Here is a 22,976-nt window from a genome sequence, read left to right as displayed (position 1 = left end):
CGGGAAACGCGCGACGAGGCCGTTTGTGCCGCGCCTTGACTGGCGAGTGGGCAAAAAATCACAGGCAGACGACGCTCAGGCATTTTGTTCGCATTGGATGGCCAGAGCCGTGAAACCACTTTCTTTCAGGGGCTCAGCGCCCGGCGCGGCTCACCACCAGTGCGGCGCCCGCGGCCAGAAGCAGGGCTCCGAACAGCGTCATGGGTTTGAGGCTGGCAGGGCCGAAGCGGACGGCGTCGGCGAGAAGGCCGCAGGCAAGCTGGCTGGCGATGAGCAGCGCGATGGTGGACGCCGCGCCAAGCCGCTGATAGCCCATCAGGCTCGCCAGCACGAAGAAGGAGCCGAGCAGGCCTGGCAGAAAGGCGCGCCAATCCGCCACCTGCGCCAGTTCCTTCAGCCCCGCCGGGCCGGCCTGCCAGAGCAACAGGCCGAGAAACAGGCAGAGCCCGGTAATCGAATTCAGCAGAAGCGGGATCAGCAGGCTGGAGGCGCGCGCGGCGATCGCGCTCATTGCGAGATTTTGCAGCACCAGCGCACCGCCGGCGGCCACCAGAAGCAGGAAGACCATGAGAACCTCGGAGCAAAAAGGGAAAGGTTTGCGGAAAAATCCGATGCAAGACCTTAAAAACCAGAGCATCGGACGGCGGACGACCTCCCGTCCAAATGCCCTGCTGGCGCTGAGCGGATTGAGTCAGACGTGCGCATTTCAAGCCTTTTTCTTTGAAGCATCATCTGGTTGATCGTCGTCTCGCTCCGATCGAAGGATGCTTCAGGGCGCCGCGCGATCGTCCAGCACCAGCTGGAGAAAAGCGAGGTCCAGCCAGACGCCGAACTTCGTGCCCACCTGCGGCATCAGCCCGACCTGGCGGAAGCCGAGCTTCTCGTGCAGGCGGATCGAGCCGCGATTGCCCGCCTCGATGCCGGCCATCATCACATGCTTGCCCAGCGCCCGGGCGCGGTCGATTAGCGCCTGCATCAACACGACGCCCAGGCCCCGCCCTTGCGCATCCGCGCGCACATAGACGGAATGCTCCACCGTGTGGCGATAGCCGTCAAAGGCGCGCCAGTCGCCGAAAGAGGCATAGCCGAGCACCTCGCCGCCCTCCACCGCCACCAGCACGGGATAGCCCAGCCGCTGGCGATCGGCATGCCAGGCGATGCGGTTGGCAAGATCCACCTCGGTCTCGTTCCAGATCGCCGTGGTCTCGCGCACCGCATGATTATAGATCTCGGTAATGCCGGCGAGATCGGCCGGGATCGCATCGCGGAGTTCCATCATGCTCCCCTTCGTCCATTATTTGAGACTAATCGTCTAAAATAATGGACAGAAGAATGCAAGCGATTTTTGAGAGATTGGCGCGATAGCCTGCTTCCGCGCGGGTCGGGCTAGTCCTTAACCGGCCATCTTCAAGAAGGTCACGGCGTAGCGGCAGGGCGTCTCCGTCCGGTTTTCGAAGCGACAGTCGACGGGCGGTCCGAGTTCGAGGCAGTCGCCGGCCTGCAACTCATGGCGCAGGCTGCCCTCGGTGAAGATCAATGCGCCTTCCAGAACCCAGATCAGGTGGCGCTGAAAGGCATAGGCGGCGGCGGGCATGGCCACTTCGGCGCGCGGCGGCAGCACGATTTCCACCAGCTCCAGCGGCAGTTCGGTGCGCGGCGAGACCTGGCGGCGGAGATAGCCGGTCTCGGGATCGGTCCAGAGCGGCTGCTCGCCGCGGCGCGCAAGGCGCCCCTGCCCGCGTTCGGCCCGCGCCATCAAGGTCGACATGCTGAGCCCGAAGGCGCCGGAGAGCTTGCCGAGAAGCTGGGCGGTTGGGCTGCTTTCGCCGCGCTCCACCTTGTTGATCATCGCGCGCGACACACCGGCCCGTTCGGCCAGATCGGTCAGCGACCATCCCCGGAGGTCGCGCTCGATGCGGATGCGGGCGCCGATGCGGCGGTCGAGGTCCTGGATCTCTGTCATCCGTCCATCATAGTGGACGACGTCAGGACATGGCAAGACGGAAGAGGGAAAGGCTCGAGGCCGCCGGGCCGGCGCGGGCGAGAGGCGCGCAAGGTGACTCACTCCACTTCGCAGTGCAGCACACCCCTTCGCAGAGCGGCGACGATCCTTGATTGACATTTGTCGATTGCCTGCCGAATAATGTCAAACATCAGACGGGGCGATGGAGGTCGCCCGGTCGCCGGCTGTGCCACAAGGCGGGCCGCGTGGAGGAAGATCCGTGACCTATCTGCTTGAGGTGGAAGGGCTGAAGAAGTCCTTCGGCGGCGTGGCCGCCTTGCGCGACGGCGCGCTGCGGCTGAAGCCCGGCTCGGTCCATGCGCTGTGCGGTGGCAATGGCGCGGGCAAGTCCACCTTCCTGAAGATCCTCATGGGCATCCACCAGCGCGATGGCGGCACGATCCGGGCCCGCGGGCGCGACGTCGTCTATTCCTCGCCGGCCGAGGCGCTTTCGGCCGGCATCGCCATCATCGAGCAGGAGCTGAGCCCGATCCCGCATATGAGCGTGGCGGAAAACATCTATCTCGGCCGCGAGCCGTCGGGCCGTTTCGGCGGCATCGATTTCAAGACCATGAACCGCAAGGCCCAGGCGCTGCTCGACCGTCTGGGCTTCGACATCCGCGCAAGCGCGCTGATGATGCATCTCTCGGTCGCGCAGGTGCAGCTCGTGGAAATCGCCAAGGCACTCTCCCATGATGCCGACGTGATCTTCATGGACGAGCCCACCTCCGCCATCGGCGAGAAGGAGGCGCAGCACCTCTTCGTCGCCATCGAGCGGCTGAAGGCCGAAGGCAAGGGCATCGTCTATGTCTCGCACCGCCTGTCGGAAATCTTCCAGATCGCCGACAGCTACACGGTCTTCCGGGACGGCCGCTTCATCGGCGACGGGCTGCTGTCGGACATCGACCGCCCCGGCCTGATCCGCATGATCGTCGGGCGCGATCTGGGCGAGGAATTCTACAAGACCAATGTGCCGACCGACGAGCCCGGGCTGGAGGTGGAAAACCTGACCGCGCCCGGCAAGATCGACAAGGTCTCGTTTACCGCGCACAGGGGCGAAGTTTTCGGCATTTACGGGCTGATGGGCTCGGGCCGCACCGAGATCTTCAATTGCCTTTTCGGCCTGGACACGCCTTCGGAAGGCATCATCCGCCTTGCCGGTACGCCGATTACGGTGCGCCGGCCGAGGGACGCCATGGATCTCGGCCTCGCCTTCGTCACCGAGGACCGCAAGCTGACCGGGCTCAATCTCGGCGACAGCCTGCGCAACAATGTCTGCCTGGCGAGCCTGCCGGAAATGAGCCCGCGCTTCTCCATGAACCGGCGCGCGGAGGCCGATGCGGCCCGCGCCATGATCGACCGCTTCGCCATCAAGGCCGCGCGCGACACCATGCCCGTCTCGGGTCTCTCCGGCGGCAACCAGCAGAAGGTGGTGCTGGGCAAGTGGTTTCTGCGCCAGCCCAAGGTGCTGCTGCTCGACGAGCCCACGCGCGGCGTCGATGTCGGCGCCAAGCGCGAGATCTACCGCATCATCTGCGACTTCACGGCGCAAGGCGGCACAGTGGTGATGATCTCCTCGGAAATCGACGAGGTGCTCGGCCTGTCCGATCGCATCATGGTCATGCGCCAGGGGCGCTCGGCCGGCATCCTTGCGCGCGACGCGGTGGATGCCTCCGCGCTCGTCAACCTGTCCACCTGAGCGCGGCCTGCCACCTGGAGCGTCGGACCGAAAAGTGGGAACCGGTTTTCGGAAAAATCCGATGCAAAAACAAAAATCTAGAGCATCGCACTGAGGACTGTTCTTCAGTCCGCTGCTCTAGCGCATGCCCGCAGCCCTGCCAGACAGTCCCGAAGAAGACATTGCCGAAGGAACCGATCCCGTGTCCGTCACCGACAACAGCCCCGCCCCTTCCGAGACGACCTCCGCGCGCGGACGGCTGATCCTGCAGGAATACGGCATCTTCATCGCCTTCCTGCTGCTGTCAGGCATTCTCTCGGTGTCCAACGAATATTTCCTGACGCCCGGCAACATCTCCAACGTGCTGTTGCAGACCTCGATCAACGGCATTCTCGCCATCGGCATGACCTTCGTCATCCTGACGCGCGGCATCGATCTGTCGGTTGGCGCGGTCGTGGCGCTGTCGGGCATCGTCGCGGCCAGCTTCGCCACCACCTCGGCCACGGCGGCCATTCCCGGCGGGCCCTATCCGGCCGTACTGGCGCTCGCCATCGGCGTTCTGGTCGGCGTGGCCTGCGGCGCGCTGGTGGGCACCATCGTCTCGCGCTTTTCCGTGCCGGCCTTCGTCGCCACGCTCGGCATGCTCTCGGCCGCGCGGGGCATGACGCTGATCTATGGCGGCGGCAAGCCGGTGCCGGCGCTCACCCCGGATTTCCGCTTCATCGGCACGGGCAGCGTCGCCGGCCTGCCGATGCCGGTCGTGGTGCTGGCCGTGGTCTTCCTGGTGTCCTGGTGGGTGCTCTCGCGCACCCGTTTCGGCCGCTACATCTATGCCGTGGGGGGCAATCCGCATGCGGCCAACACCTCGGGCATCCCGGTCTCGCGCCTGCGCTTCTCGGTCTATGTCATCTCCGGCGGCCTGTCGGGCCTGGCGGGCATGATCCTGTCGGCGCGCACCGGTTCGGCCCTGCCCCAGGCCGGCATCGCCTATGAGCTGGACGCCATCGCCGCGGTGGTCATCGGCGGCACCTCGCTGTCGGGCGGCGTCGGCCGCATCACCGGCACGCTGATCGGCGCGCTGATCATCGGGGTGATGAACAACGGCCTCGATCTGATGGGCATCCAGTCCTACTACCAGCAGGTTCTCAAGGGCGCCCTGATCGTCGGCGCCGTCATGCTGGACCAGAAGCGCAACCACGGCTGATCGCATCCGATGATAACGGCCGATTAACCATATTCCCGGGCGGATGCGCCGCCCGGCCGCCCATGTTGCGGGCCGCGTCCGGGTTTCGGAGGGGCGCGCCCGAAGCAGACCGCCGGTTCCCTTTCCTGACGGACAGGCTGGAACAGGCTCCCTCGAAAGACCACCCCTGGAGGAAACGACATGAAGAAACTTCTCATCGCGCTGGCGGCCGCCACCGCCCTCATGGCCACGCCGAGCCTGGCGCAGGACAAGAAGCTGAAGATCGGCGCGGCGCCCTATGGCCTCAATGCCGAATTCATGCAGATCTGGACCGCCGCGCTGGAACAGCACCCCGCCGTCAAGAGCGGCCAGGTGGAGCTGACCGTGTTCGACGGCCGCTATGACGCGCTGGTGCAGCAGGAACAGTTCAACACGATGATCACGCAGAAATTCGACGCGATCATCTTCGTGCCGATCGACATCGAGGCCGGCGCCACCGCCGTCCAGGCTGCCCATGACGCGGAAATCCCTGTCGTCGGCTCCAACACCCGCGTCAATTCAGACCTGCTCGCCGCTTATGTCGGCTCCGACGACACGATCTCGGGCTACATGGAAGCCAAGACCGTGCTCGACAAGATCGGCTGCAAGGGCAATGTCGTCATCCTCGAAGGTCCGATCGGCCAGTCGGCCCAGATCTCGCGCCTGGAAGGCAACAAGAAGGCGCTGGCCGAATGCCCTGACGTGAAGGTGCTGGAAGACCAGACGGCCAACTGGTCGCGCGCCGAGGCCCAGACGCTGATGGAAAACTGGCTGACGGCCCATCCCGGCCAGATCCAGGGCGTGATCGGCCAGAACGACGAAATGGCGCTCGGCGCCATCGAGGCAATCAAGGCCGCCAAGCTGAAGCCGACGGACTTCGCCATTGCCGGCATCGACGGCATCACCGATGCGCTGCACGCGGTCAAGGACGGCACCATGACCTCGATCCTGCAGGATGCCCGCGCCCAGGCGCAGGGCGCCATGGATCTGGCGATCTTCCACGCCAAGAAGGGCGACTACAAGCCCGAGTCCGACATCTGGGCCCATTACAAGGACATGCCGTTCAACGACGGCAAGGACAAGAACTACAACGTTCCCTGGACGCCGGTCACCAGCGAGAACGTCGATACCCTGCTGCAGGGCCGCAAGTAACCGCGAACTTCGCGGCATCCAAGCCCGGTTTCGCACCCGCCGATGCCACGACAGAACAGAGAAACCGGCCGCAGCCTTTGCGGCCGGTGCGCCGATCGGCAGGCCCGCCAGCCGGGCGCCCGTCCCCCTATTCAGCCCGAGAGTTTCCCTATGACTGACGCCGCTCCTCAGATCGACTTCACCTTTCCGCTGACCGGCAAGGTCGCGCTTGTCACCGGCGGCGGCTCCGGCATCGGCGCGGCCACGGCCGAGGCGCTGTCCGCCAAGGGCGCGCGCGTGGCCGTGCTCGACATCAATCGCGAGATCGCCGAGGCGCAAGCCGCAAGGCTTACCGGCGAGGCCCGCGCCTTTGTCTGCGATGTGGCCGATCCCGCTTCGGTGGAACAGGCCGTGGCCGATGTGCTCGCCGCCTTCGGCGGCATCGACATTGCCGTCAACAGCGCCGGCGTCGCCCTGCTTGCGCCCGCCACCGAGCTGACGCTGGCCCATTGGGACAAGACCATCGACATCAATCTGAAGGGCAGCTTCCTGGTGACCCAGGCCGTGGGCCGGGCGATGATCGCCGCAGGACGCGGCGGGCGCATCATCAACCTTGCCTCCCAGGCCGGCACGGTGGCCATCGAGGACCATGTCGCCTATTGCGCCTCGAAATTCGGCGTCATCGGCATGTCCAAGACCTTCGCCGCCGAATGGGGCAAATACGGCATCACCGTCAACACGCTGTCCCCCACCATCGTTCTGACCGAGCTCGGCAAGAAGGCCTGGGCCGGCGAGAAGGGCGAGAGTGCCAAAAAGCGCATTCCCAATGGCCGCTTCGCCTATCCGCAGGAAATCGCCGCCGCCGCCGTCTTCCTGGCATCGGAAGGGGCTGCCATGATCAACGGCGCCGATCTCTTGATCGACGGCGGCTACACCATTCTCTGACCGCCATCCCTTCTTTCGGGCGCGCTCATGACAGGAGTTTTCATGCAACGCTTCATCAACAATCCGGACGAGGTCGTCGAGGATACCGTCAAGGGCTTCGTCAAGGCGCATGCCGACCTTCTGGCGCTTTCGCCTGCCAATCTGCGCGTGGTCGTGGCCAAGGGCGCGCCGGTGGCCGGCAAGGTCGGCGTCGTCACCGGCGGCGGCTCGGGCCATGAGCCGGCTTTCATCGGCTATACCGGCCGCAACATGCTGGATGCGGTCGCCGTGGGCGAGCTGTTCTCCTCCCCCACCGCCAAGAGCTTTCACGATGCCATCCGCGCGGCCAATGGCGGCAAGGGCGTGGTCTGCCTCTATGGCAATTATGCCGGCGACAACATGAACGTGAAGATGGCGATCAAGCTTGCCGCCAAGGACGGAATCGAGGTGGCCACCGTGGTCGCCAATGACGACGTCTGCTCCGCGCCGAAGGACGAGCGCGAGAAGCGCCGGGGGGTCGCCGGTGAGATCTTTATGTGGAAGGTCGGCGGCGCCAAGGCAGCGCAGGGCGCAAGCCTGGAAGAGGTGCGCGCCACCGCCCAGAAGGCCATCGACCATTGCCGCTCGATCGGCGTCGGCCTCGGCCCCTGCACGCTGCCGGCCGTCGGCCATCCCAATTTCCAGATCGAAGCCGGCACGATGGAGGTCGGCATCGGCCATCATGGCGAGCCGGGCGTGCGCGTGGAGCCGTTGAAATCTGCGGGCGAGGTCGGGCGCGACATGGCCCGCATCGTGCTCGACGATCACGACCTTCCGGCCGGCACCGAAGTCGCCGTGCTCGTCTCCGGCCTCGGCGCCACGCCGCTCAACGAGCTCTATATTCTCTTCGACACGATCGAGGAGGAGATCACTGCCCGCGGGCTCACCATCGCGAAAACCTATGTCGGCAATTATTTCACCTCGCTGGAAATGGTCGGCGCGACGCTGACCGTCATGGCGCTCGATGCCGAGCTGAAGGCGCTGCTCGAGGCCGAGGCGCGGTGCACCATGGTGCTTTGAGGTCCGGCCATCCCTGCCCGCGGGGATAGGCTGCACCATCATTTTGTAAGAGGGGAAGAACCCATGCAGAGCTTTTCCAATGCCGGCGGCGGCGCCATCGTGCTCGCCATGGCCGAGCGCATCATCGAAAACCGCGCCTATCTCTCGGAGATCGACGGCAAGATCGGCGATGGCGACCACGGCGTGAACATGGCCAAGGGCTTCGGCATGGCCGCCGAGCGGCTGAAGGGCACGGAGGCGACGCTGGCGGGCGCGCTGGACACGCTCGGCACCGTGCTGATGACCGAGATCGGCGGCTCGATGGGCCCGCTCTATGGCGTGATGTTCACCGAATTCGCCGAGACGATCGAGGGGCTTGAGACGATCGACGCCGCCGCCTTCAGCCGCATGCTGCATGCGGGTCTGGCTGGCATCCAGTCGATCGGCTCGGCCAAGGTGGGCGACAAGACGCTGATCGACACGCTGGTGCCCGCCATCGAGGCCTTCGATGGCGCCACGAGCGCCGGCCGGAGCTTCGCCGAGGCGCTGGACGCCCTCGTCGCCGCCGCCGAGGCGGGCCGCGATTCCACGCTGAACCTCGTGGCCCGGATCGGCCGCGCCAGCCGGCTTGGCGAGCGCTCGCTCGGCGTGCTGGACGCCGGCGCCACCTCCTGCGCCATCATCCTGAAGACGCTTTGCGAAGGCGCCCGCGCCCGGCTCGGCTGACCTGAAGCGCAGACGCTTCCCGTCTTCTCCTCCTTCCGCCGGCGGTCCTCCCGGCACCCGGCGGGTCTTGCGGTCCCGGTCGCCTCTCTCTCCAAAGGCGGCCGGGCCTCGCGGTGTCAAGCAGATTAGCCCAGGTGCAGGCAGGCGCGCTTGCGAACAGTCCTTCCCTGTGATGTCGTTGCGGCGACAGCTTCGCCGAGGGGGATGGGACAGTCCGGCTCAGGGATCACATCGCGCGGGCGACGGGAGGTCACCAACAGCGGGTGGGCGCGTTCAGAACCGATGTGCCGTGTTTCTCACGGCTCCTTCCGCAATCCCGTCTCTACAGGACCGACGGGGGCCCGACTGCCACCTTTGGCCAAGAGAGCCGGATCACCGTTTGCGGCCTAACGAAGCTTTAGGGGACAGGACCGGGACGGGGCGAACAAAATCCGGGAGATGAGACTGACCATTTCCCGCAATGTGATGCTAGGCTATCAGCAGACGGGGGTTCAAGCCGTCTGATGCCGATCTGAACGATCGCGACAGGCCTGAACGCAATCGCATCAGGAGCGGCCGGGCGCAGCCGGCGGAGACACCATGGCCAACAACAGGACGACAACGCCCGGCCGCAGCCCGCGCCTGGTGCCTGCGGAGGCGGCCGGCGCCGGGCCGGCGGCGGTGCCGCTGCGCTATGGCGACGATCCCTATGTCTGGGCCTGCTGGCTCTATTACGAGGAAAGCCGCACCCAAGGCGAGATCGCCGAGATCATGGGCATTTCCCGCGCCACGGTGAACACCTATCTGGCCGAGGCGCGCGCGCGCGGCATCGTCAACATCGCGCTCGAACCCGAGCGGCTCGGCGCGCTGTCGGTCGCCCAGGCCTTGAAGCGGCACTTCGGGCTGGAGGATTGCCTGGTCGTGCCGGGCGATGATGGCGCGCGGCCGCTGATCGACCGGCTGGGCGTGGCCGGCGCCCAGGCGCTGGGCCGGCTGGTGCAATCGGGCGATACGCTGGCGGTGGCCTGGGGCCGCACCGTGCTTTCGGTGGCCGGCCAGATCAAACGGCAGGCGCAGGATCCGCGGCTGCAGGATGTGACGGTGGTGCAGGCCACCGGCGGCACGCGGGCCGACATCGCCTATACGCCCGAGCTTTGCGCCGCAGCCCTTGCCCGCGCGCTCGGCGCCAGGCTGGTGCATCTGGCCGCTCCGGCCATCGTCTCCTCCCCGGCCTTGCGCGCCGGGTTGATGGCCGAGCCGCTGATCGCCGACCAGTTTGCCACGCTGGGCCGCGCCAACAAGGCGCTGTTCGGCATTTCCTCGCTGCGGCCCAATTCCACCATCCAGACCAGCGGCTTTTTCGAGGATGTCTCGCTGCAGGACTATCTGGCCAAGAATGCCGTGGGCGGGGTGGCCGGCCGCTTCATCGATGCGCAGGGCCGGCCCGTGGCTGGGCCGCTGGACGGGCGCACCATCGGCATCGAGCTTTCCGCCCTTGCCGCCATCGGCCTGCGCATCGCGGTTGCCGGCGGCTTCGACAAGGTGCCGGCGATCCTGGCCGCGCTGCGCGGCGGCTATGCCAATGTGCTGGTGACCGATGCGGCCACGGGGCGCGGCATCCTGCATGCCGAAGGCGTGAGCGAGGGCGAAGCGAAGGCGCGGCAGAGGGCCGAGAGCGCCGGCCCCGCCCCTCTCACCGGCCCGCGCACCCACATCAAGAAATTCCTCAACAAGGCAGACCATGTGGTGGAGGAGATGCTGGATGGCGCGGTGCAGGCCCATGCCGCCCATATCAGGCCGATCGGAGGCTCGAACCGGGCGCTGGTGGCGCGCAACGGTCCGCGCCCGGGCAAGGTGGGGCTGGTGATCGGCGGCGGCACCGGGCACGAGCCCTGCTTCCTCGGCTATGTCGGGCGGGGGCTGGCGGATGCGGTGGCGGTGGGCAACATCTTCTCCGCCCCGCCGCCGGCGCCGATCCTGGCCTGCGCGCGCGCGGCCTCCGGCGGCGCCGGGGTGCTGTTCGTCTATGGCAATTATGCCGGCGACGTCATGAATTTCGAGATGGCGGCGGAAATGGCGGAGGAGGACGGCATTGCCGTGCGCACCGTGCTGACGACCGACGACATCGCCTCCTCCCCGCGCGAGGACCGCGAGGGCCGGCGCGGTGTCGCCGGAAACGTGCTGATCTTCAAGGCGGCGGGTGCTGCCTGTGAGCGCGGCCTGCCGCTGGAGGCCTGCGCTGCGCTGACCGCGCGCGCCAATGCCCGCACCTATACGATGGGCGTGGCGCTGGAGCCCTGCTCCCTGCCGCAGACCCGGCGGCACAATTTCGAGCTCTCGGCCGACGAGATCGAGATCGGCATGGGCATTCACGGCGAGCGCGGCGTGGCGCGCGACCGGATGATGAGCGCCGACGCGGTGGTCGACCGGGTGATGGACGGCATCTTCGCCGAAATGGAGGCGAAGCCAGGAGACCGCGTCGCCGTGCTGGTCAATTCCTTCGGCGCGACGCCGCTGATGGAGCTCTATATTCTCTATCGCCGGGTGGCGCAGCGCCTGGCCGCCAAGCGCATCGTCATCGCCCGCAACTGGATCGGCCATTATTGCACCTCGCTCGACATGGCCGGCGCATCGATCTCGGTCATGCATCTGGACGAGGAGCTGGAAGCGCTGCTGGCCGCGCCCTGCGACACGGCCTTCCTGAAGGTGTGAGCGGCGACAAGGCCGGACCGGCGCGCGCGGCAGGCGGATGCGGGCGGACCCGAGGCTAGCCTTCGGACCGGAAGGCGGGCACCGGTTTCCGGACGCCGCCGCGGCAAGAACAAATCGGAAGCATCCGACAGATGCTCGAGGGAGGAGCGGACGGCAGAGACCGGCCGCGGGAGGAGACCAGCATGACCGATCACGCGGCCCGGCAGCTCAGCCGGATGTTCCGGGATATTGCCAGCGCCATGGCGGACGCGCGCGACTGGCTGACCGAGCTGGACGGCGCCATCGGCGATGCCGATCACGGCATTACCATGGCGCTGGGCTTCGAAGCGGTGACGGCCGCGCTTGCGCGCGAGGATCTCGACAGGATGGCACCATCGGCCCTGTTCGAAATCGCCGCCACCGCCTTTCTCGACGCGGTCGGCGCCTCCACCGGCCCGCTCTATGCCACCGCCTTCCGCCGCGCCGCCCGCTTTCTCAGGACGCAGGAACCGGCCGCTTCCAACACCCCCGCGCAAGCGCCATCGCTTGCCGCGCGCCCTCTCGCCCCGCTTTCCACCGCCACACAGGCCGGGCTGCTGCAGGCCATGGCCGCCGGCATTGCCGAGCGCGGCAAGGGCCAGCGTGGCGACAAGACCATGCTCGATGCCTGGATTCCCGCCGCCGAAGCCGCCGAGAGCGCCGCCGGCCTCGATGCCGCGTCGCTTTGGCGCGCCGTGCTGCCGGCAGCCGAAGCCGGCGCCGAGGCCACCCGTTCCATGACCGCCGCCCGCGGCCGCGCCGCCCGCCTGGGAGAACGCTCCCTCGGCCACATCGATCCCGGCGCCGCCTCCGCCGTCATCCTTCTCCAGGCCATGGCGCGGGTGCTTGCAGACCAGACCGACGCGTCCTGAGGGGATGCAGCCGGAAGGTGCCGCAAGGCCGGCGCCGAGTCCCGTCATCCGCCGCCTTGCGGTACAACACGCTGAAATAGCAGAATTCAGCGGATTGCCTAGATTTCAGCATCAATGAGTATCTCTTCAGCGATGGGAAGCCCACAATTGCATCGCCTGCCCGCCAAAGGGCTGTGATATTGTATTATTTATAAAAACCAAATAAGAGGCAGCCATCGGACAGGCGATTGTGGGGAAAACGGCAGCTTTTTACATCCTGTCGAGAAATCTCGCGCTTGTGCAATTTTTGTTTTGCAGTCTCGATGTCCAGTGTAACAGATAAGTCAGGCTCAAGATTGATGGTTGACCTTTAAGCAGCGGCGCACGTCGAGCGGGCTGCAGGGAAGGCCGTCTGCGTCCGACGAAAGACCGCCTCTGGGTTGCAACGTCCTTTTCGACAGGGAGAAACATCATCCTGACTCTGGCAGCGCTCACAGGGATGACAAAGCTTTCCTTCTACAGCCTGACATCGGCCTTTCGGCGCGCTGCAGGCGAAAGCACACAGGCGTCTGCGCCGCCCGCCGCGCCGCGCGCCGGCACGGCAGGCACGCTGCTGATCTGCGGCACGCCCGGTGAGGGCCGTGCGCAACTGGCCAAGGCGCTGGCCGACGAGGCCGGCCTGACATGGCTCTCGCCAAAGGCACAGCAGTCCCCGCAGGGTGACGCGCAGCAGAGCTGGACGATCGAGCAGAGCGAGGACGAGGCGGGCGAGACCCCGCTTGCGCGGCTTGAGGCGCTGATCATGGCCGACCTCGTGCTTTTGGCGGTCGATGTCCGCGAGTCGAACCGCGATGCGATGGGCAACCTGCTGATCCGCCACCACCTGTTTCGCCGGGGCGGCCTCGTCATCGTGCTGACGGGCCTCGATGCCATCGAGGACGGGCGCGCCAGTGTCGAAACGATCCGTGCGGAACTGGCCACGCTCTGTGGCGATCGTGCGATGCCACCGCTGGTTCCGCTGTTCAACGCCCTGTCCGCACGATCCGAAGGCCGCGAAAGGACCGCAGCGACCCCCGAGTGGTTTGCCGGGCCGACGCTTGGCGCGGTCATCGAGGCCGAGACGGCGCGCTTCATGCAGCAGGAAGATCAGCCCTTCCGCCTGGCGGTGACCGCCTTCGATCGCAGCCGGCCGGAGGCGCCGGCCGTCGAAGGCACGGTCTGCCAGGGCCGGATCGCGGCGGGCGAATCGATCCGCATCCTGCCGGGCGGCATGCTGTCCTCGGTGGGCGCGTTGGTGTCGCTGGAGCCTGCGCCGCGCCGCGTCACCGGCCCCGCCGCCCTGCGCCTGACGTTGTCAGAGCCGGTGGCCTGCCAACCGGGACAGATCATCGTTCCGGCCGACCGGCCTTGCGAAGTGACCGACCAGTTCGAGGCCGCGATCGCCTGGTTTGATTCGGAGCCGCTTCTGCCCGGGCGCAGCTATGGTCTCGACCTCGGCGGCCAGTCCGCCACCGCCTCGGTCACACGGCTGAGAGCTGCCGCCGATCTCGACATGGCCGACCCTGTGGAGGCCGAAAGCCTCGGATGTTTTGCCATGGGCATGGCGCATATGGCGCTCGAAACGCCACTGGCCTTCGACGTCGACAGCAATGGCCTCAGCTGCTTCTACCTGACCGATTCCGCCACCGGCCGCATCGTCGGCCTTGGCCGGATCCACCAGGCGCTGCGCCGCGCCGACAATATTCACTGGCAGGCGCTTGCCATCGACCGCAGCCGCCGCGCGGCGATGAAGCATCAGGCGCCGCTGGTGGTCTGGATGACCGGGCTCTCCGGCGCGGGGAAATCGGCCATCGCCAACCTGGCCGAACTGAAGCTGGCGGCAGCCGGCAAGCACACCTTCCTCCTCGATGGCGACAATATGCGCCACGGCCTGAACCGCGACCTCGGCTTCACCGAGCCGGACCGCGTGGAAAACATCCGCCGCGTGGCGGAGGTGGCCCGCCTGATGAGCGATGCCGGGCTGATCGTGTTGTGCGCCTTCATCTCGCCCTTCAGGAGCGACCGGCAGATGGCGCGCAAGCTGATGGCCCCGGGCGAATTCATCGAGGTCCATGTCAAGGCCTCCGTCGAACTCGCCGAATCCCGCGACCCCAAGGGCCTCTATCGCAAGGCCCGGGCGGGGGAGCTGAAGAACTTCACCGGCATCGACAGCCCCTATGAGGAGCCGGAAACGGCCGAACTCGTGCTGGACACCGCGATCCTGTCGGCGGCGGCGGCGGCGGATCTCCTGGTCGACTTCCTCCTCGACCGACTGATGCGCAACACACCGACCCCGGTCGACCCCTTCAGGCCTCGCTAAATCAAGGATTTTTTCGTCAGGCCTGCTTGCTCCTGCCATCACAGTTATTCTACATCCGTCTGCAGAGCGCTCGAAAGCCGTTGGTTGCAACAATGGCCTGCGGACACGGCGAGATTGAATTGCGATCGAGGCAATTCCTATTCCAGAAGGCGTGCAGATAGACCAGCTCCCGCTTCACCGGAGCGTTAAAGACTATGAGACTCTGGTCGGAATCGACAGCTATCAGGATGAAGCGGAGTCTCATTTCCTGTCGATCTTAAGGCACTTTGCGACCAGGCAGGCATCAAGGCCGTCATCTTCGACTGTTTCGACACCATCTTATGGCGGCCTTTCCGCCAGCCGAGCGACAGCTTCGCCAAGCTGGGCGAGACGCTCCTCTCGCTCGGTCTTCTTCACGACACGATCTCGCCCGATGCCTTTCGCCGCGGCCGGATTCTGGCCGAGCGCCGCGCCCGCGAGCGCAGGGAACAGGCGGGCCTTTTTCACGAAGTGACCCTGGCCGAAATCTATGCCGAATATACCGGCTTCTCCGCCGAGACGCGCGCCGCGCTGGCGCGCGAAGAGGTGCGGCATGAGGCGAACCTGACCTTCGTCGATCCGCTGGTCGATCAGGCACTGACCTATGCGCGCCAGGCCGGCAAGACGATCCGCGTTCTGTCCAACACCTATCTCTGCCCCGACGAACTCCATGCGCTTTTGCGGGGCAAGACCGCCGTGCCGTTTGCCGAGGAGGAGGTTCTGTGCTCCTCGACCTTCCGGCTGGACAAGGAAAACGGCCTGTTCGGGCATCTTCTGAAGGACCTGAACTGCCTGCCGGAATGGCGAAGGGCCGATCCTCTGCCTGACACGCGAAGGGCTTTTCCTCAGCGAGGCCATCAACACGGTGGCGGCCGCCACCGGCCGTCGCGAGACGATCAGCCGGCCTTTCCTGTCCTCCCGCTCCATCGTCTTCCCGGCGGCCTTCTTCGATTATTCGCAGGAGGAAATCCGCACCTTCATTCTCTCACGCCGCACGCCCTTCACCATCCGCTCCTTCTGCACCATGGTGAAGCTGGAAACGGTGGACGCCGATGAATTCGGCATCGAAGGCGTGATGCTCGACTATCCGCTGTTGCACGGCGCGATGATAACCCACACGCTGATCGCCTGCATGCAGCGCCATCAGGGACTGAAGGCGGCGACGCTCGCCTATGCCCAGGCGCAGCGCGACATCTTCAAGGTCTTTGTCGATGACGTCTTCGCCCGCTATGGCGTCCAGCCGGGCCACACGACGCTCTATGCCGTCGATGTCGGCTGGACCGGCAAATCGCAGCGCCTGCTGGAAAAGGTCCTGCGCGCCTGCGGCTACGATGTCACCCTGCACGGGCTTTACCTTGCCAGCGATGCGGGCTGCATCGAGGAACAGCTGGCCGGCCTGCGGGCGAAGGGCTGGCTTTACAATGCAGGCCAGCCCCAGCGCAGCGAATTGCTCGGCCTGCACTGCAAGGAAATCATCGAGCAGGTCTGCTCCTCCGAACTGGGCGCGGTCAAAACCTATTCCGCCGATGGCGATCCCGTCTTCGGCGAGGATACGAAGACGCTGCAGCAGCGCATCGATCTGCGCCGGCTGAGAAACGCCGCACGCAGGGCGATCGCGCTCTACGGCCAGGTGTCGCAGCAGGCGCGCGACAATGGTCTGGCCGAGCTGCTGATCGATCCCGTCGATTACCGCAATGCCTATGGCGGTCTGGTCGCCTTCCCGACCTTCGACGAGCTGACGATGATCGGCCGCTGGTCGCACGACGAAAACAACCTGTCGCGCAATGTCGAAGGCCTGTCGTCACCCTATTGGGAGACGTTCGCCCGTTACGCCACGGTTCAGCAGTTCCTGGAATCGCGCTCCTACTGGAAGGTGCCGGAGCTGCGCCGCTCGCGTCCCGCTCTGGCGGATTCGCTCGTGATCAGGATGATGGGCGGCCGCCATACCCAGCAGGAATACAGCTATCCCGTCAGGCTGGGCGTCATGGCCGAGGGGGAGCCAGCGGAATTCGTCGATCGCCAGATCTTCTTTTCCGCCGATGGCTGCGCCATCGTCCCCAATGCGCGCATCTGCCTGCTGACGAGCAGCTTCATCTTCGAAAACACCGGCAACGACATGCTGCGTGTCGAAGCCGTGCTGATCTCCTACTACAATACGGCGACGCGCGCCCGGATCGAGAAGGTGATCATGCCTCTGTTCATGGACAAGCCGGAAACGGCGCACATGCCGTCAGATCTGCCGCCCGGAGGCAGCTTCGTCGTGCGTGCCGAAGGCAAGCAGTCCGCCATTTATGACAGCCTCTTCGGGATGCTGTCGCCGGTTTCCGTTATCTGCTGCGTGCGGAAAATTTAAAGGGATCATCACGCCTCATGGCTAAGATCGTTGTCATTTCTCCCGCGCCGATCAAGGGATCCGGCGGTGTCAGAACTATCCTGAACTATGCCCACGCGCTGATGCGCAACGGGCATGAGGTGACCGTGTCGTTCCTGGCGGACGGCAAGCCGATCGGGACCAATGTCTCGCAGCTGGTCGAAGCCTATTTCGGCATCAGCGGGCTTCATTGCGGGCAGTTTCCCTTCGGCCTGCACAATGCCGATCTGGCCGTGGCCACCCGCTGGGATACGCCGCCGATGATCCGCCGGCATTTCGGCGGCAAGATGGTGCATCTCATCCAGGACATCGAGGGCTGGTTCAACCCGGTGGGCGACGCCTTCCTCTATGCCGAGAACAACTTCCTGTTCAATTCATCCTTCATCACGCTCGGTCACTGGCTGGCCAAGCGGCAGCAGAAGCAATATGGCGTCAACAGCTATACGATGGACTTCTGCTATGATGACGAGGTCTACAGCCTGAGCCAGCCCTATGCCGAAAGGCCGAAGCGGGTCTGCTTCATCTATCAGCCGGAAAAGCCGCGCCGCTGCGCGCAGCTCGGGCTGGAAGCGCTGGGCATCTTCAAGAGCTTCCACCCCGATTACGAGATCGTCCTGTATGGCAGCGATGCGCCGGCCTATCTCTGGTATCCGACCGTCAATCTCGGCATCGTTTCGCCCAAGGAACTGAACGACCTCTACAACGCCTCGCGCGCCGGCCTTTGCATCAGCGCGTCCAACCCCTCGCGCATTCCCTTCGAGATGATGGGTTGCGGCCTGCCCGTGGTCGATATCTACCGCGCGAACAACCTGCACGACTACAAGAGCAACCAGCTGCTGCTCGCGCATCAGACGCCCGAGTCGATTGCCCACGCCTTGTCGTCGCTGGTCGTCGACGAGCAGCTGGGCGCGCGCCTGTCGCGCCTGGGCCATGAGAGCGTTTCCGGCCTGTCGCTGCAGCACGAAATGCAGCAGTTCGCCGCTTTCGTGGAAAAGGTCGCCAATGGCGAGCAGCCGCAGCCCCGCACGGACATGGCGCCGCGCTATCGCAGCGCGCCGGTCATTGCCCCCGCTTATGAGGTCGACCGCGTTCGCGCCTTCTGCGAGGATCAGACGCGGGAGTTTCAAAGCGAGAAGGCGACGATCAGCCAGGCATCGACCAGCGTGGAGCCTTCCGCTGCCCTGTTTGCGACCGCCAAGCTGACCAGCACCAAGCCCGCCGGCTTCATCTGGGACATGGTGACGCTGGAAGTGGACGGATCGCTTCAGCTGAATTCGCATCAGGCGACGGCGACGACGGCTGTTCTGCCGCACGCCCTGCCCGCCGGCACGCTCTCGGCCATCGCCGTGGTGCGCCTGGCCCATCCCAAGGCCTCGCCGACCGAATTCGCCATGGCCGCCGTTCCGGCCATCGACGACGAGGACATCATCCGCCGACCGGATGAGCAGATCTGGTCGTCGCCTATGGGAAGCGGCTGGACCGAAGTGACGCCGGGCGCAGATGTTCTTCTGCAATTGCAGCTGCCGGAGCCTTCGGCCGTGCCGCTCGATCTGCATATTGCCGTGCGTCTTCCGGAGGGTTCGCCCCAGGACTTCGGCTGGTGCCGGTGGGTCAACATCATCCATCTGCAAGCCCATCAGTGAGCCTTGGGCTCGAACAGGCACATGCGAAGTTGCGCTGTTGTCGGCGCAATGGCAGGTCGAAAATGGAAGTCAAGATGACACGACTGATCGTCAAGCTGCAGGGGCGGAAACTGACGGGCTGGGCCTACGAGGTCGGCGGCAGCTCCCACGCCTACGAGATCGTCCTCAGCCAGGACGGAGCTGCTTTCGCGCGATGTTTGGCCGACATGAGCCTGAGCCAGGTCGAAGCCTTCGTGGCGGTCGATGAGGCCATGGGGCATGGCTTCAGCTGTCTGATCGATCCCGACCGTCTGGCACCCGGCCGCTCCCCCATCATCGTTTCCATCGTGGGAACCGATATTCGACGCGAAGTTGCCGCCGGCGGTCGCAATGCGGTGACGCTGCGCGCTGATCTGCGCATCGATCATGTGGACCAGATCGGTTTTCGCGGCTGGTGCTGGAACCCGGCAATACCAGATGATGCACCGACGGTCTCTCTGCGCGCCACCCACCCCGGCTCGGATGCGCCGGCTTATGAGTTCACCTTCAAGGCGGATCAGTTCCGTGCCGATCTGCTGAGCTTGGGGATGAACAACGGGAATGTCGGCTTCGCCCTGCGCTGGCCCAACAGCCTGCCACCGGTCATGCGCAAGCTGAGCCGGTTGCATGTGGCGGATCTCACCTTCGATCTCGGCGCGCGCTACAGCCGCCTGCTGAAAGGCTCAACTTTCGAACTTCCCGGCTTCATCACGAGTTTCTGAGGCAATGGCCTGCCTTTACTGCGGCGGGAAAGAGCGTGCTGGAACGCTCGACCTTAACCGCTCTTCTCACATGCGGACGGTTATTACTTCCGAAGCATAATTCGATCTGATTAAAACGACGATCGAGAAGGTAATTCTTTAAGTAAAAATCTTTTAAGATACGCCGACCCGAGTGAAACAGATCGGATAGCGCCGTAATGCCTCGTCTTGTCGCATGTCGTAACCGGAAAGCCGGCGTTTGTATTTGCGTGACAGTCCCCGACCGGAAGGATCGCCGGTGCCCGATCCAGGCAAGACACAGGAAGGGACCTCACGCCGACAGGCAGCGGCGCACGCTGTCGCGCCAGCCGGCGATGGCAGCTTCGCGTTCGGGCGCGGCCATGCCGGGGGCGAAGCGGCGGTCGCGGTGCCAGCGCTCGGCGAAGCCCTTGGCGTCCGGCCAGAGGCCGGCGCGGGCGCCGGCGAGCCAGGCGGCGCCGAGAATCGTGGTTTCGAGGAAGAGCGGGCGGTCCACGGGCGCGGCGAGGATGTCGGCCAGGCGCTGCATGGTCCAGTCGGAGGCGACCATGCCGCCATCCACGCGCAGCACCGTGCGCCCGTCATGGCCCTGCCAGTCCTGCTGCATGGCATCGAGCAGGTCCAGCGTCTGGAAGGCGACGCTTTCGAGCGCGGCGCGGGCGAATTCGGCCGGCCCGGTGCCGCGCGTCAGGCCGAAGATCGCGCCCCGCGCCTCGGCATCCCACCAGGGCGCGCCGAGCCCGGTGAAGGCCGGCACGAGATAGACCCGCTGTTCGGGGTCGGCCTGTTCCGCCAGCGCGCTGACCTGCGAGGCCACCTTGATGAAGCCCATCTCGTCGCGCAGCCATTGCACGGCCGCGCCGGCGATGAAGATCGATCCCTCCAGCGCATAGGTGGTGACTCCATCCAGCCGGTAGGCGATGGTGGTCAGCAGGCGGCTGGTGGAGGCCACGCGATCCGTGCCGGTGTTGAGCAAAGCGAAGCAGCCGGTGCCATAGGTGGATTTCATCATGCCCGGCTCGAAGCAGGCATTGCCGATCACGGCGGCCTGCTGGTCGCCGGCCACGCCGAGGATCGGAATTTCGGCCCCGAACAGCGCGGGGTCGGTCACGCCGAAATCGGCGGCGCAGTCCAGCACCTCCGGCAGCATGGCGAGCGGCACGCCGAGCAGGCCGGCCAGTTCCGCATCCCATGCATTACGGCCGATATCATAAAGCAGGGTGCGCGCGGCATTGGTGGCGTCGGTCACATGGCGGCGCCCGCCGGTCAGGCGGAAGATCAGGAAACTGTCGACCGTGCCGAAGCAGATCTCGCCCCGCTCGGCCCGCGCCTTCAGCCCGTCCACATGATCGAGCAGCCAGGTGATCTTCGTGCCGGAGAAATAGGGGTCGAGCAGCAGGCCGGTCCTTTCAGTAAAGACCGGCTCCAGCCCGTCGCGCTTCAGTGCCTCGCAGATCGGCGCGCTGCGCCGGTCCTGCCAGACGATGGCGCGGTGAAGCGGCGCGCCGGTCTGGCGGTCCCAGACCAAAGTGGTCTCGCGCTGGTTGGTGATGCCGATGGCGGCGATGTCCTTGGCGCCCAGACCGGCATCGGCCAGCGCCAGCCTTACGGTCTCGACCACGCTGTTCCAGATGTCCTCGGGATCGTGCTCCACCCAGCCGGAGGCCGGAAAATGCTGCGGAAACTCCCGCTGCGCGCGGCCCGCCACGCGCATCTGACCGTCGAAGACCATGGCGCGCGTGGATGTGGTGCCCTGATCGATGGCCAGGATATAGCCGCCCATGATGTTCTCCTCCCTGATATCGTCGCGCGACGCGCTCGGCCGGCTGTTCGCCCGGCGAGGCAGTCGCTTCAAGTCTTCGGCCTGCCGCCGCGCTCCCGCGCCCGCGAACGCCGCCCCTCCCAGGGCGGTGCGCATCGCCGGGGCAAGCGAAGCCCGTAGGCCCGGCCTCTAGGCCCTTACCCCGCCCGATGTTGCACGGCCATACCCCGCAGATAGTCTTCCAGACCCTGCATCTCGTCCTGCGTGAGGAACAGGCCCTGTTTCGTGCGGCGCCAGAGGATGTCCTCCGCCGTCATGGCCCATTCCCGCGCCACCAGCCAGCGCACCTCCGCCTCGTAAAGCGTGCCGCCGAAATGGCGACCGAGGCCGGCGATGTCGGTAGCGCCGCCGAGCAGTTCGGCGGCATCGCTGCCATAGCAGCGGATCAGCCGCGCGGCATGGCGCTCAGACAGGAAGGGATAGGCCGCGATGAGCGACCTTGTGGCCGCCGCCGCGCCATCGGCCGGAAACTGGCCGCCGGGCAGGCGCGAGCCCGCCGTCCACGCCGCGCCCTTCGCGCCGATCGCCTCGCCGACCTTTTCCAGCGCATGCTCGGCCAGCCGGCGATAGGTGGTCAGCTTGCCGCCGAAGACATTCAGCAGCGGCGCCATGCCCTCCTCCAGCTTCAGCACATAGTCGCGCGTCGCCTCCTGCGCCTTGGAGGCGCCGTCGTTGAACAGCGGCCGCACGCCGGAATAGCGCCAGACAATATCGTCCCGCGTCACCGGCTCGGCGAAATAGTCGCTGGCCGCCTGGCAGAGATAGTCGATCTCGCCTTCGGTGATGGAAATCGCGCGCGGGTCGCCGGTAAAGTCGCGATCGGTCGTGCCGATCAGCGTGAAATCCTCTTCGTAAGGAATGGCGAACATGATGCGGCCATCCGGGTTCTGGAAGAAGAAGGCGCGCGGATCGGCGAATTTGCGCCTGACGACGATATGGCTGCCCTGGACCAGACGGACATTGCGCGCATCATTGCGCGCCAGAACGCCCGACAGCACCTGGTCCACCCAGGGGCCGGCGGCATTGACCAGCATGCGGGCGCGGTGCGTTTCCAACTCGCCTTCGGCATTGCGCGTCTCGATGGTCCAGCCGCCCTGTTCCCGCCGCGCGGCGATCACCTGGGTGCGGTTGAGAATGCGGGCGCCGCGCGCCGCGGCGTCGCGCGCATTCAGCACCACCATCCGCGCATCGTCGACCCAGCCGTCGGAATATTCGAAAGCCTTGCGGAAGATCGGCTTCAGCGCCCTGCCGGCCGGATCGCGGCGCAGGTCAAGCGTGCGGGTGGCCGGCAACCGCTTGCGCCCGCCAATATGGTCGTAAAGAAACAGGCCCAGCCGCACCAGCCAGGCCGGCCGCACGCCGCCCTTCTGGAAGGGCAGCACGAAGCGCATGGGCCAGATGATGTGCGGCGCCATGGCCCAGAGCACCTCCCGCTCCATCAGCGCCTCGCGCACCAGGCGGAATTCGTAATGTTCGAGATAGCGCAGGCCGCCATGAATCAGCTTGGTGGAGGCCGATGAGGTGCCGGAGGCGAAATCCTTCATCTCGGCCAGAGTGACCGAATAGCCGCGTCCAGCCGCATCGCGCGCGATGCCGCAGCCATTGATGCCGCCGCCAATGACGAACAGATCCTGCAGCTTCTCGCCTGACATCATCTCTCCACCGCCCGGATGCCGCAGAAGGGCGCCGAACTTATTGCTTCTCGAAACTGAAGCAATCTAAAG

The 22,976-nt window shown here is 65.8% G+C and carries 19 protein-coding genes; 13 read left to right on the top strand and 6 right to left on the bottom strand.

Annotated elements, in window-relative coordinates; translation table 11 throughout:
• Nucleotides 1-133: 133 nt before the first annotated feature.
• Nucleotides 134-568, bottom strand: coding sequence for a DMT family transporter (locus tag BJF92_RS23050; RefSeq protein ID WP_075637106.1), 435 nt, complete (start codon nt 566-568; stop codon nt 134-136).
• Between BJF92_RS23050 and BJF92_RS25670 the strand changes: the two genes are divergently transcribed.
• A complete protein-coding gene (locus tag BJF92_RS25670; protein ID WP_158032262.1) occupies nt 567-740 on the top strand; it encodes a hypothetical protein in 174 nt (57 codons plus the stop codon). The two genes, BJF92_RS23050 and BJF92_RS25670, sit on opposite strands and share 2 nt — an antisense overlap.
• Before the next feature lie 29 nt (nt 741-769).
• Here the strand turns inward: BJF92_RS25670 and BJF92_RS23045 are convergent, their stop codons facing one another.
• Nucleotides 770-1,276, bottom strand: a complete 507-nt coding sequence (locus BJF92_RS23045) for a GNAT family N-acetyltransferase (protein WP_075637105.1) — start codon at nt 1,274-1,276, stop codon at nt 770-772.
• Nucleotides 1,277-1,393: 117 nt separating this feature from the next.
• Nucleotides 1,394-1,963: a helix-turn-helix domain-containing protein gene (locus BJF92_RS23040; RefSeq protein WP_075637104.1), complete on the bottom strand. Its 570-nt coding sequence runs from the start codon at nt 1,961-1,963 to the stop codon at nt 1,394-1,396.
• A gap of 259 nt (nt 1,964-2,222) precedes the next feature.
• On the opposite strand from BJF92_RS23040, the gene BJF92_RS23035 reads away from it, so the two are divergent.
• The 9 genes from BJF92_RS23035 (at nt 2,223) to cysC (ending at nt 14,640) form a co-directional block, all read left to right on the top strand.
• The gene (locus BJF92_RS23035) at nt 2,223-3,701 is read left to right on the top strand and encodes a sugar ABC transporter ATP-binding protein (protein ID WP_075637103.1); all 1,479 of its coding nucleotides are present in this window, start codon (nt 2,223-2,225) and stop codon (nt 3,699-3,701) included.
• 181 nt (nt 3,702-3,882) lie between these two features.
• The gene (locus BJF92_RS23030; protein ID WP_075637121.1) at nt 3,883-4,884 is read left to right on the top strand and encodes an ABC transporter permease; all 1,002 of its coding nucleotides are present in this window, start codon (nt 3,883-3,885) and stop codon (nt 4,882-4,884) included.
• 180 nt (nt 4,885-5,064) lie between these two features.
• Nucleotides 5,065-6,054 (top strand): substrate-binding domain-containing protein, encoded by a 990-nt coding sequence (locus BJF92_RS23025; protein ID WP_075637102.1) that lies wholly within the window; start codon nt 5,065-5,067, stop codon nt 6,052-6,054.
• A 150-nt stretch (nt 6,055-6,204) separates the two neighbouring features.
• Nucleotides 6,205-6,978, top strand: coding sequence for an SDR family oxidoreductase (locus BJF92_RS23020; protein ID WP_075637101.1), 774 nt, complete (start codon nt 6,205-6,207; stop codon nt 6,976-6,978).
• A 42-nt stretch (nt 6,979-7,020) separates the two neighbouring features.
• Nucleotides 7,021-8,016 carry a dihydroxyacetone kinase subunit DhaK gene (locus BJF92_RS23015; protein ID WP_075637100.1) on the top strand — a complete coding sequence of 332 codons (996 nt, stop codon included), beginning with the start codon at nt 7,021-7,023 and terminating at the stop codon, nt 8,014-8,016.
• Nucleotides 8,017-8,079: 63 nt separating this feature from the next.
• Nucleotides 8,080-8,721, top strand: coding sequence for a dihydroxyacetone kinase subunit DhaL (gene dhaL / locus BJF92_RS23010; protein WP_075637099.1), 642 nt, complete (start codon nt 8,080-8,082; stop codon nt 8,719-8,721).
• A gap of 579 nt (nt 8,722-9,300) precedes the next feature.
• Nucleotides 9,301-11,412: a bifunctional sugar-binding transcriptional regulator/dihydroxyacetone kinase subunit DhaK gene (locus BJF92_RS23005; protein ID WP_075637098.1), complete on the top strand. Its 2,112-nt coding sequence runs from the start codon at nt 9,301-9,303 to the stop codon at nt 11,410-11,412.
• Nucleotides 11,413-11,594: 182 nt separating this feature from the next.
• A complete protein-coding gene (gene dhaL, locus BJF92_RS23000) occupies nt 11,595-12,302 on the top strand; it encodes a dihydroxyacetone kinase subunit DhaL (RefSeq protein ID WP_075637097.1) in 708 nt (235 codons plus the stop codon).
• A 478-nt stretch (nt 12,303-12,780) separates the two neighbouring features.
• Nucleotides 12,781-14,640, top strand: coding sequence for an adenylyl-sulfate kinase (gene cysC, locus BJF92_RS22995; RefSeq protein ID WP_075637096.1), 1,860 nt, complete (start codon nt 12,781-12,783; stop codon nt 14,638-14,640).
• A gap of 318 nt (nt 14,641-14,958) precedes the next feature.
• Here cysC and BJF92_RS22985 read toward each other — a convergent pair whose 3' ends face one another.
• Nucleotides 14,959-15,429, bottom strand: a complete 471-nt coding sequence (locus BJF92_RS22985; RefSeq protein ID WP_143524168.1) for a hypothetical protein — start codon at nt 15,427-15,429, stop codon at nt 14,959-14,961.
• 94 nt (nt 15,430-15,523) lie between these two features.
• Between BJF92_RS22985 and BJF92_RS22980 the strand changes: the two genes are divergently transcribed.
• The 3 genes from BJF92_RS22980 (at nt 15,524) to BJF92_RS22970 (ending at nt 19,412) form a co-directional block, all read left to right on the top strand.
• Nucleotides 15,524-17,011 (top strand): hypothetical protein, encoded by a 1,488-nt coding sequence (locus BJF92_RS22980; protein WP_075637093.1) that lies wholly within the window; start codon nt 15,524-15,526, stop codon nt 17,009-17,011.
• Nucleotides 17,012-17,028: 17 nt separating this feature from the next.
• Nucleotides 17,029-18,672: a rhamnosyltransferase WsaF family glycosyltransferase gene (locus BJF92_RS22975; protein ID WP_075637092.1), complete on the top strand. Its 1,644-nt coding sequence runs from the start codon at nt 17,029-17,031 to the stop codon at nt 18,670-18,672.
• 74 nt (nt 18,673-18,746) lie between these two features.
• Nucleotides 18,747-19,412 carry a hypothetical protein gene (locus tag BJF92_RS22970; protein ID WP_210187606.1) on the top strand — a complete coding sequence of 222 codons (666 nt, stop codon included), beginning with the start codon at nt 18,747-18,749 and terminating at the stop codon, nt 19,410-19,412.
• Nucleotides 19,413-19,722: 310 nt separating this feature from the next.
• Here BJF92_RS22970 and glpK read toward each other — a convergent pair whose 3' ends face one another.
• A complete protein-coding gene (glpK, locus tag BJF92_RS22965; RefSeq protein ID WP_075637090.1) occupies nt 19,723-21,213 on the bottom strand; it encodes a glycerol kinase GlpK in 1,491 nt (496 codons plus the stop codon).
• Nucleotides 21,214-21,389: 176 nt separating this feature from the next.
• The gene (glpD, locus tag BJF92_RS22960; protein WP_075637120.1) at nt 21,390-22,904 is read right to left on the bottom strand and encodes a glycerol-3-phosphate dehydrogenase; all 1,515 of its coding nucleotides are present in this window, start codon (nt 22,902-22,904) and stop codon (nt 21,390-21,392) included.
• Nucleotides 22,905-22,976: the final 72 nt, after the last annotated feature.

The organism is Xaviernesmea rhizosphaerae (genome assembly GCF_001938945.1).
In the GTDB taxonomy this organism is placed as follows: domain Bacteria; phylum Pseudomonadota; class Alphaproteobacteria; order Rhizobiales; family Rhizobiaceae; genus Xaviernesmea; species Xaviernesmea rhizosphaerae.
The sequence above is the reverse complement of the archived record's forward strand: the minus strand, read 5'-3'. Positions and strand labels throughout refer to the sequence as shown.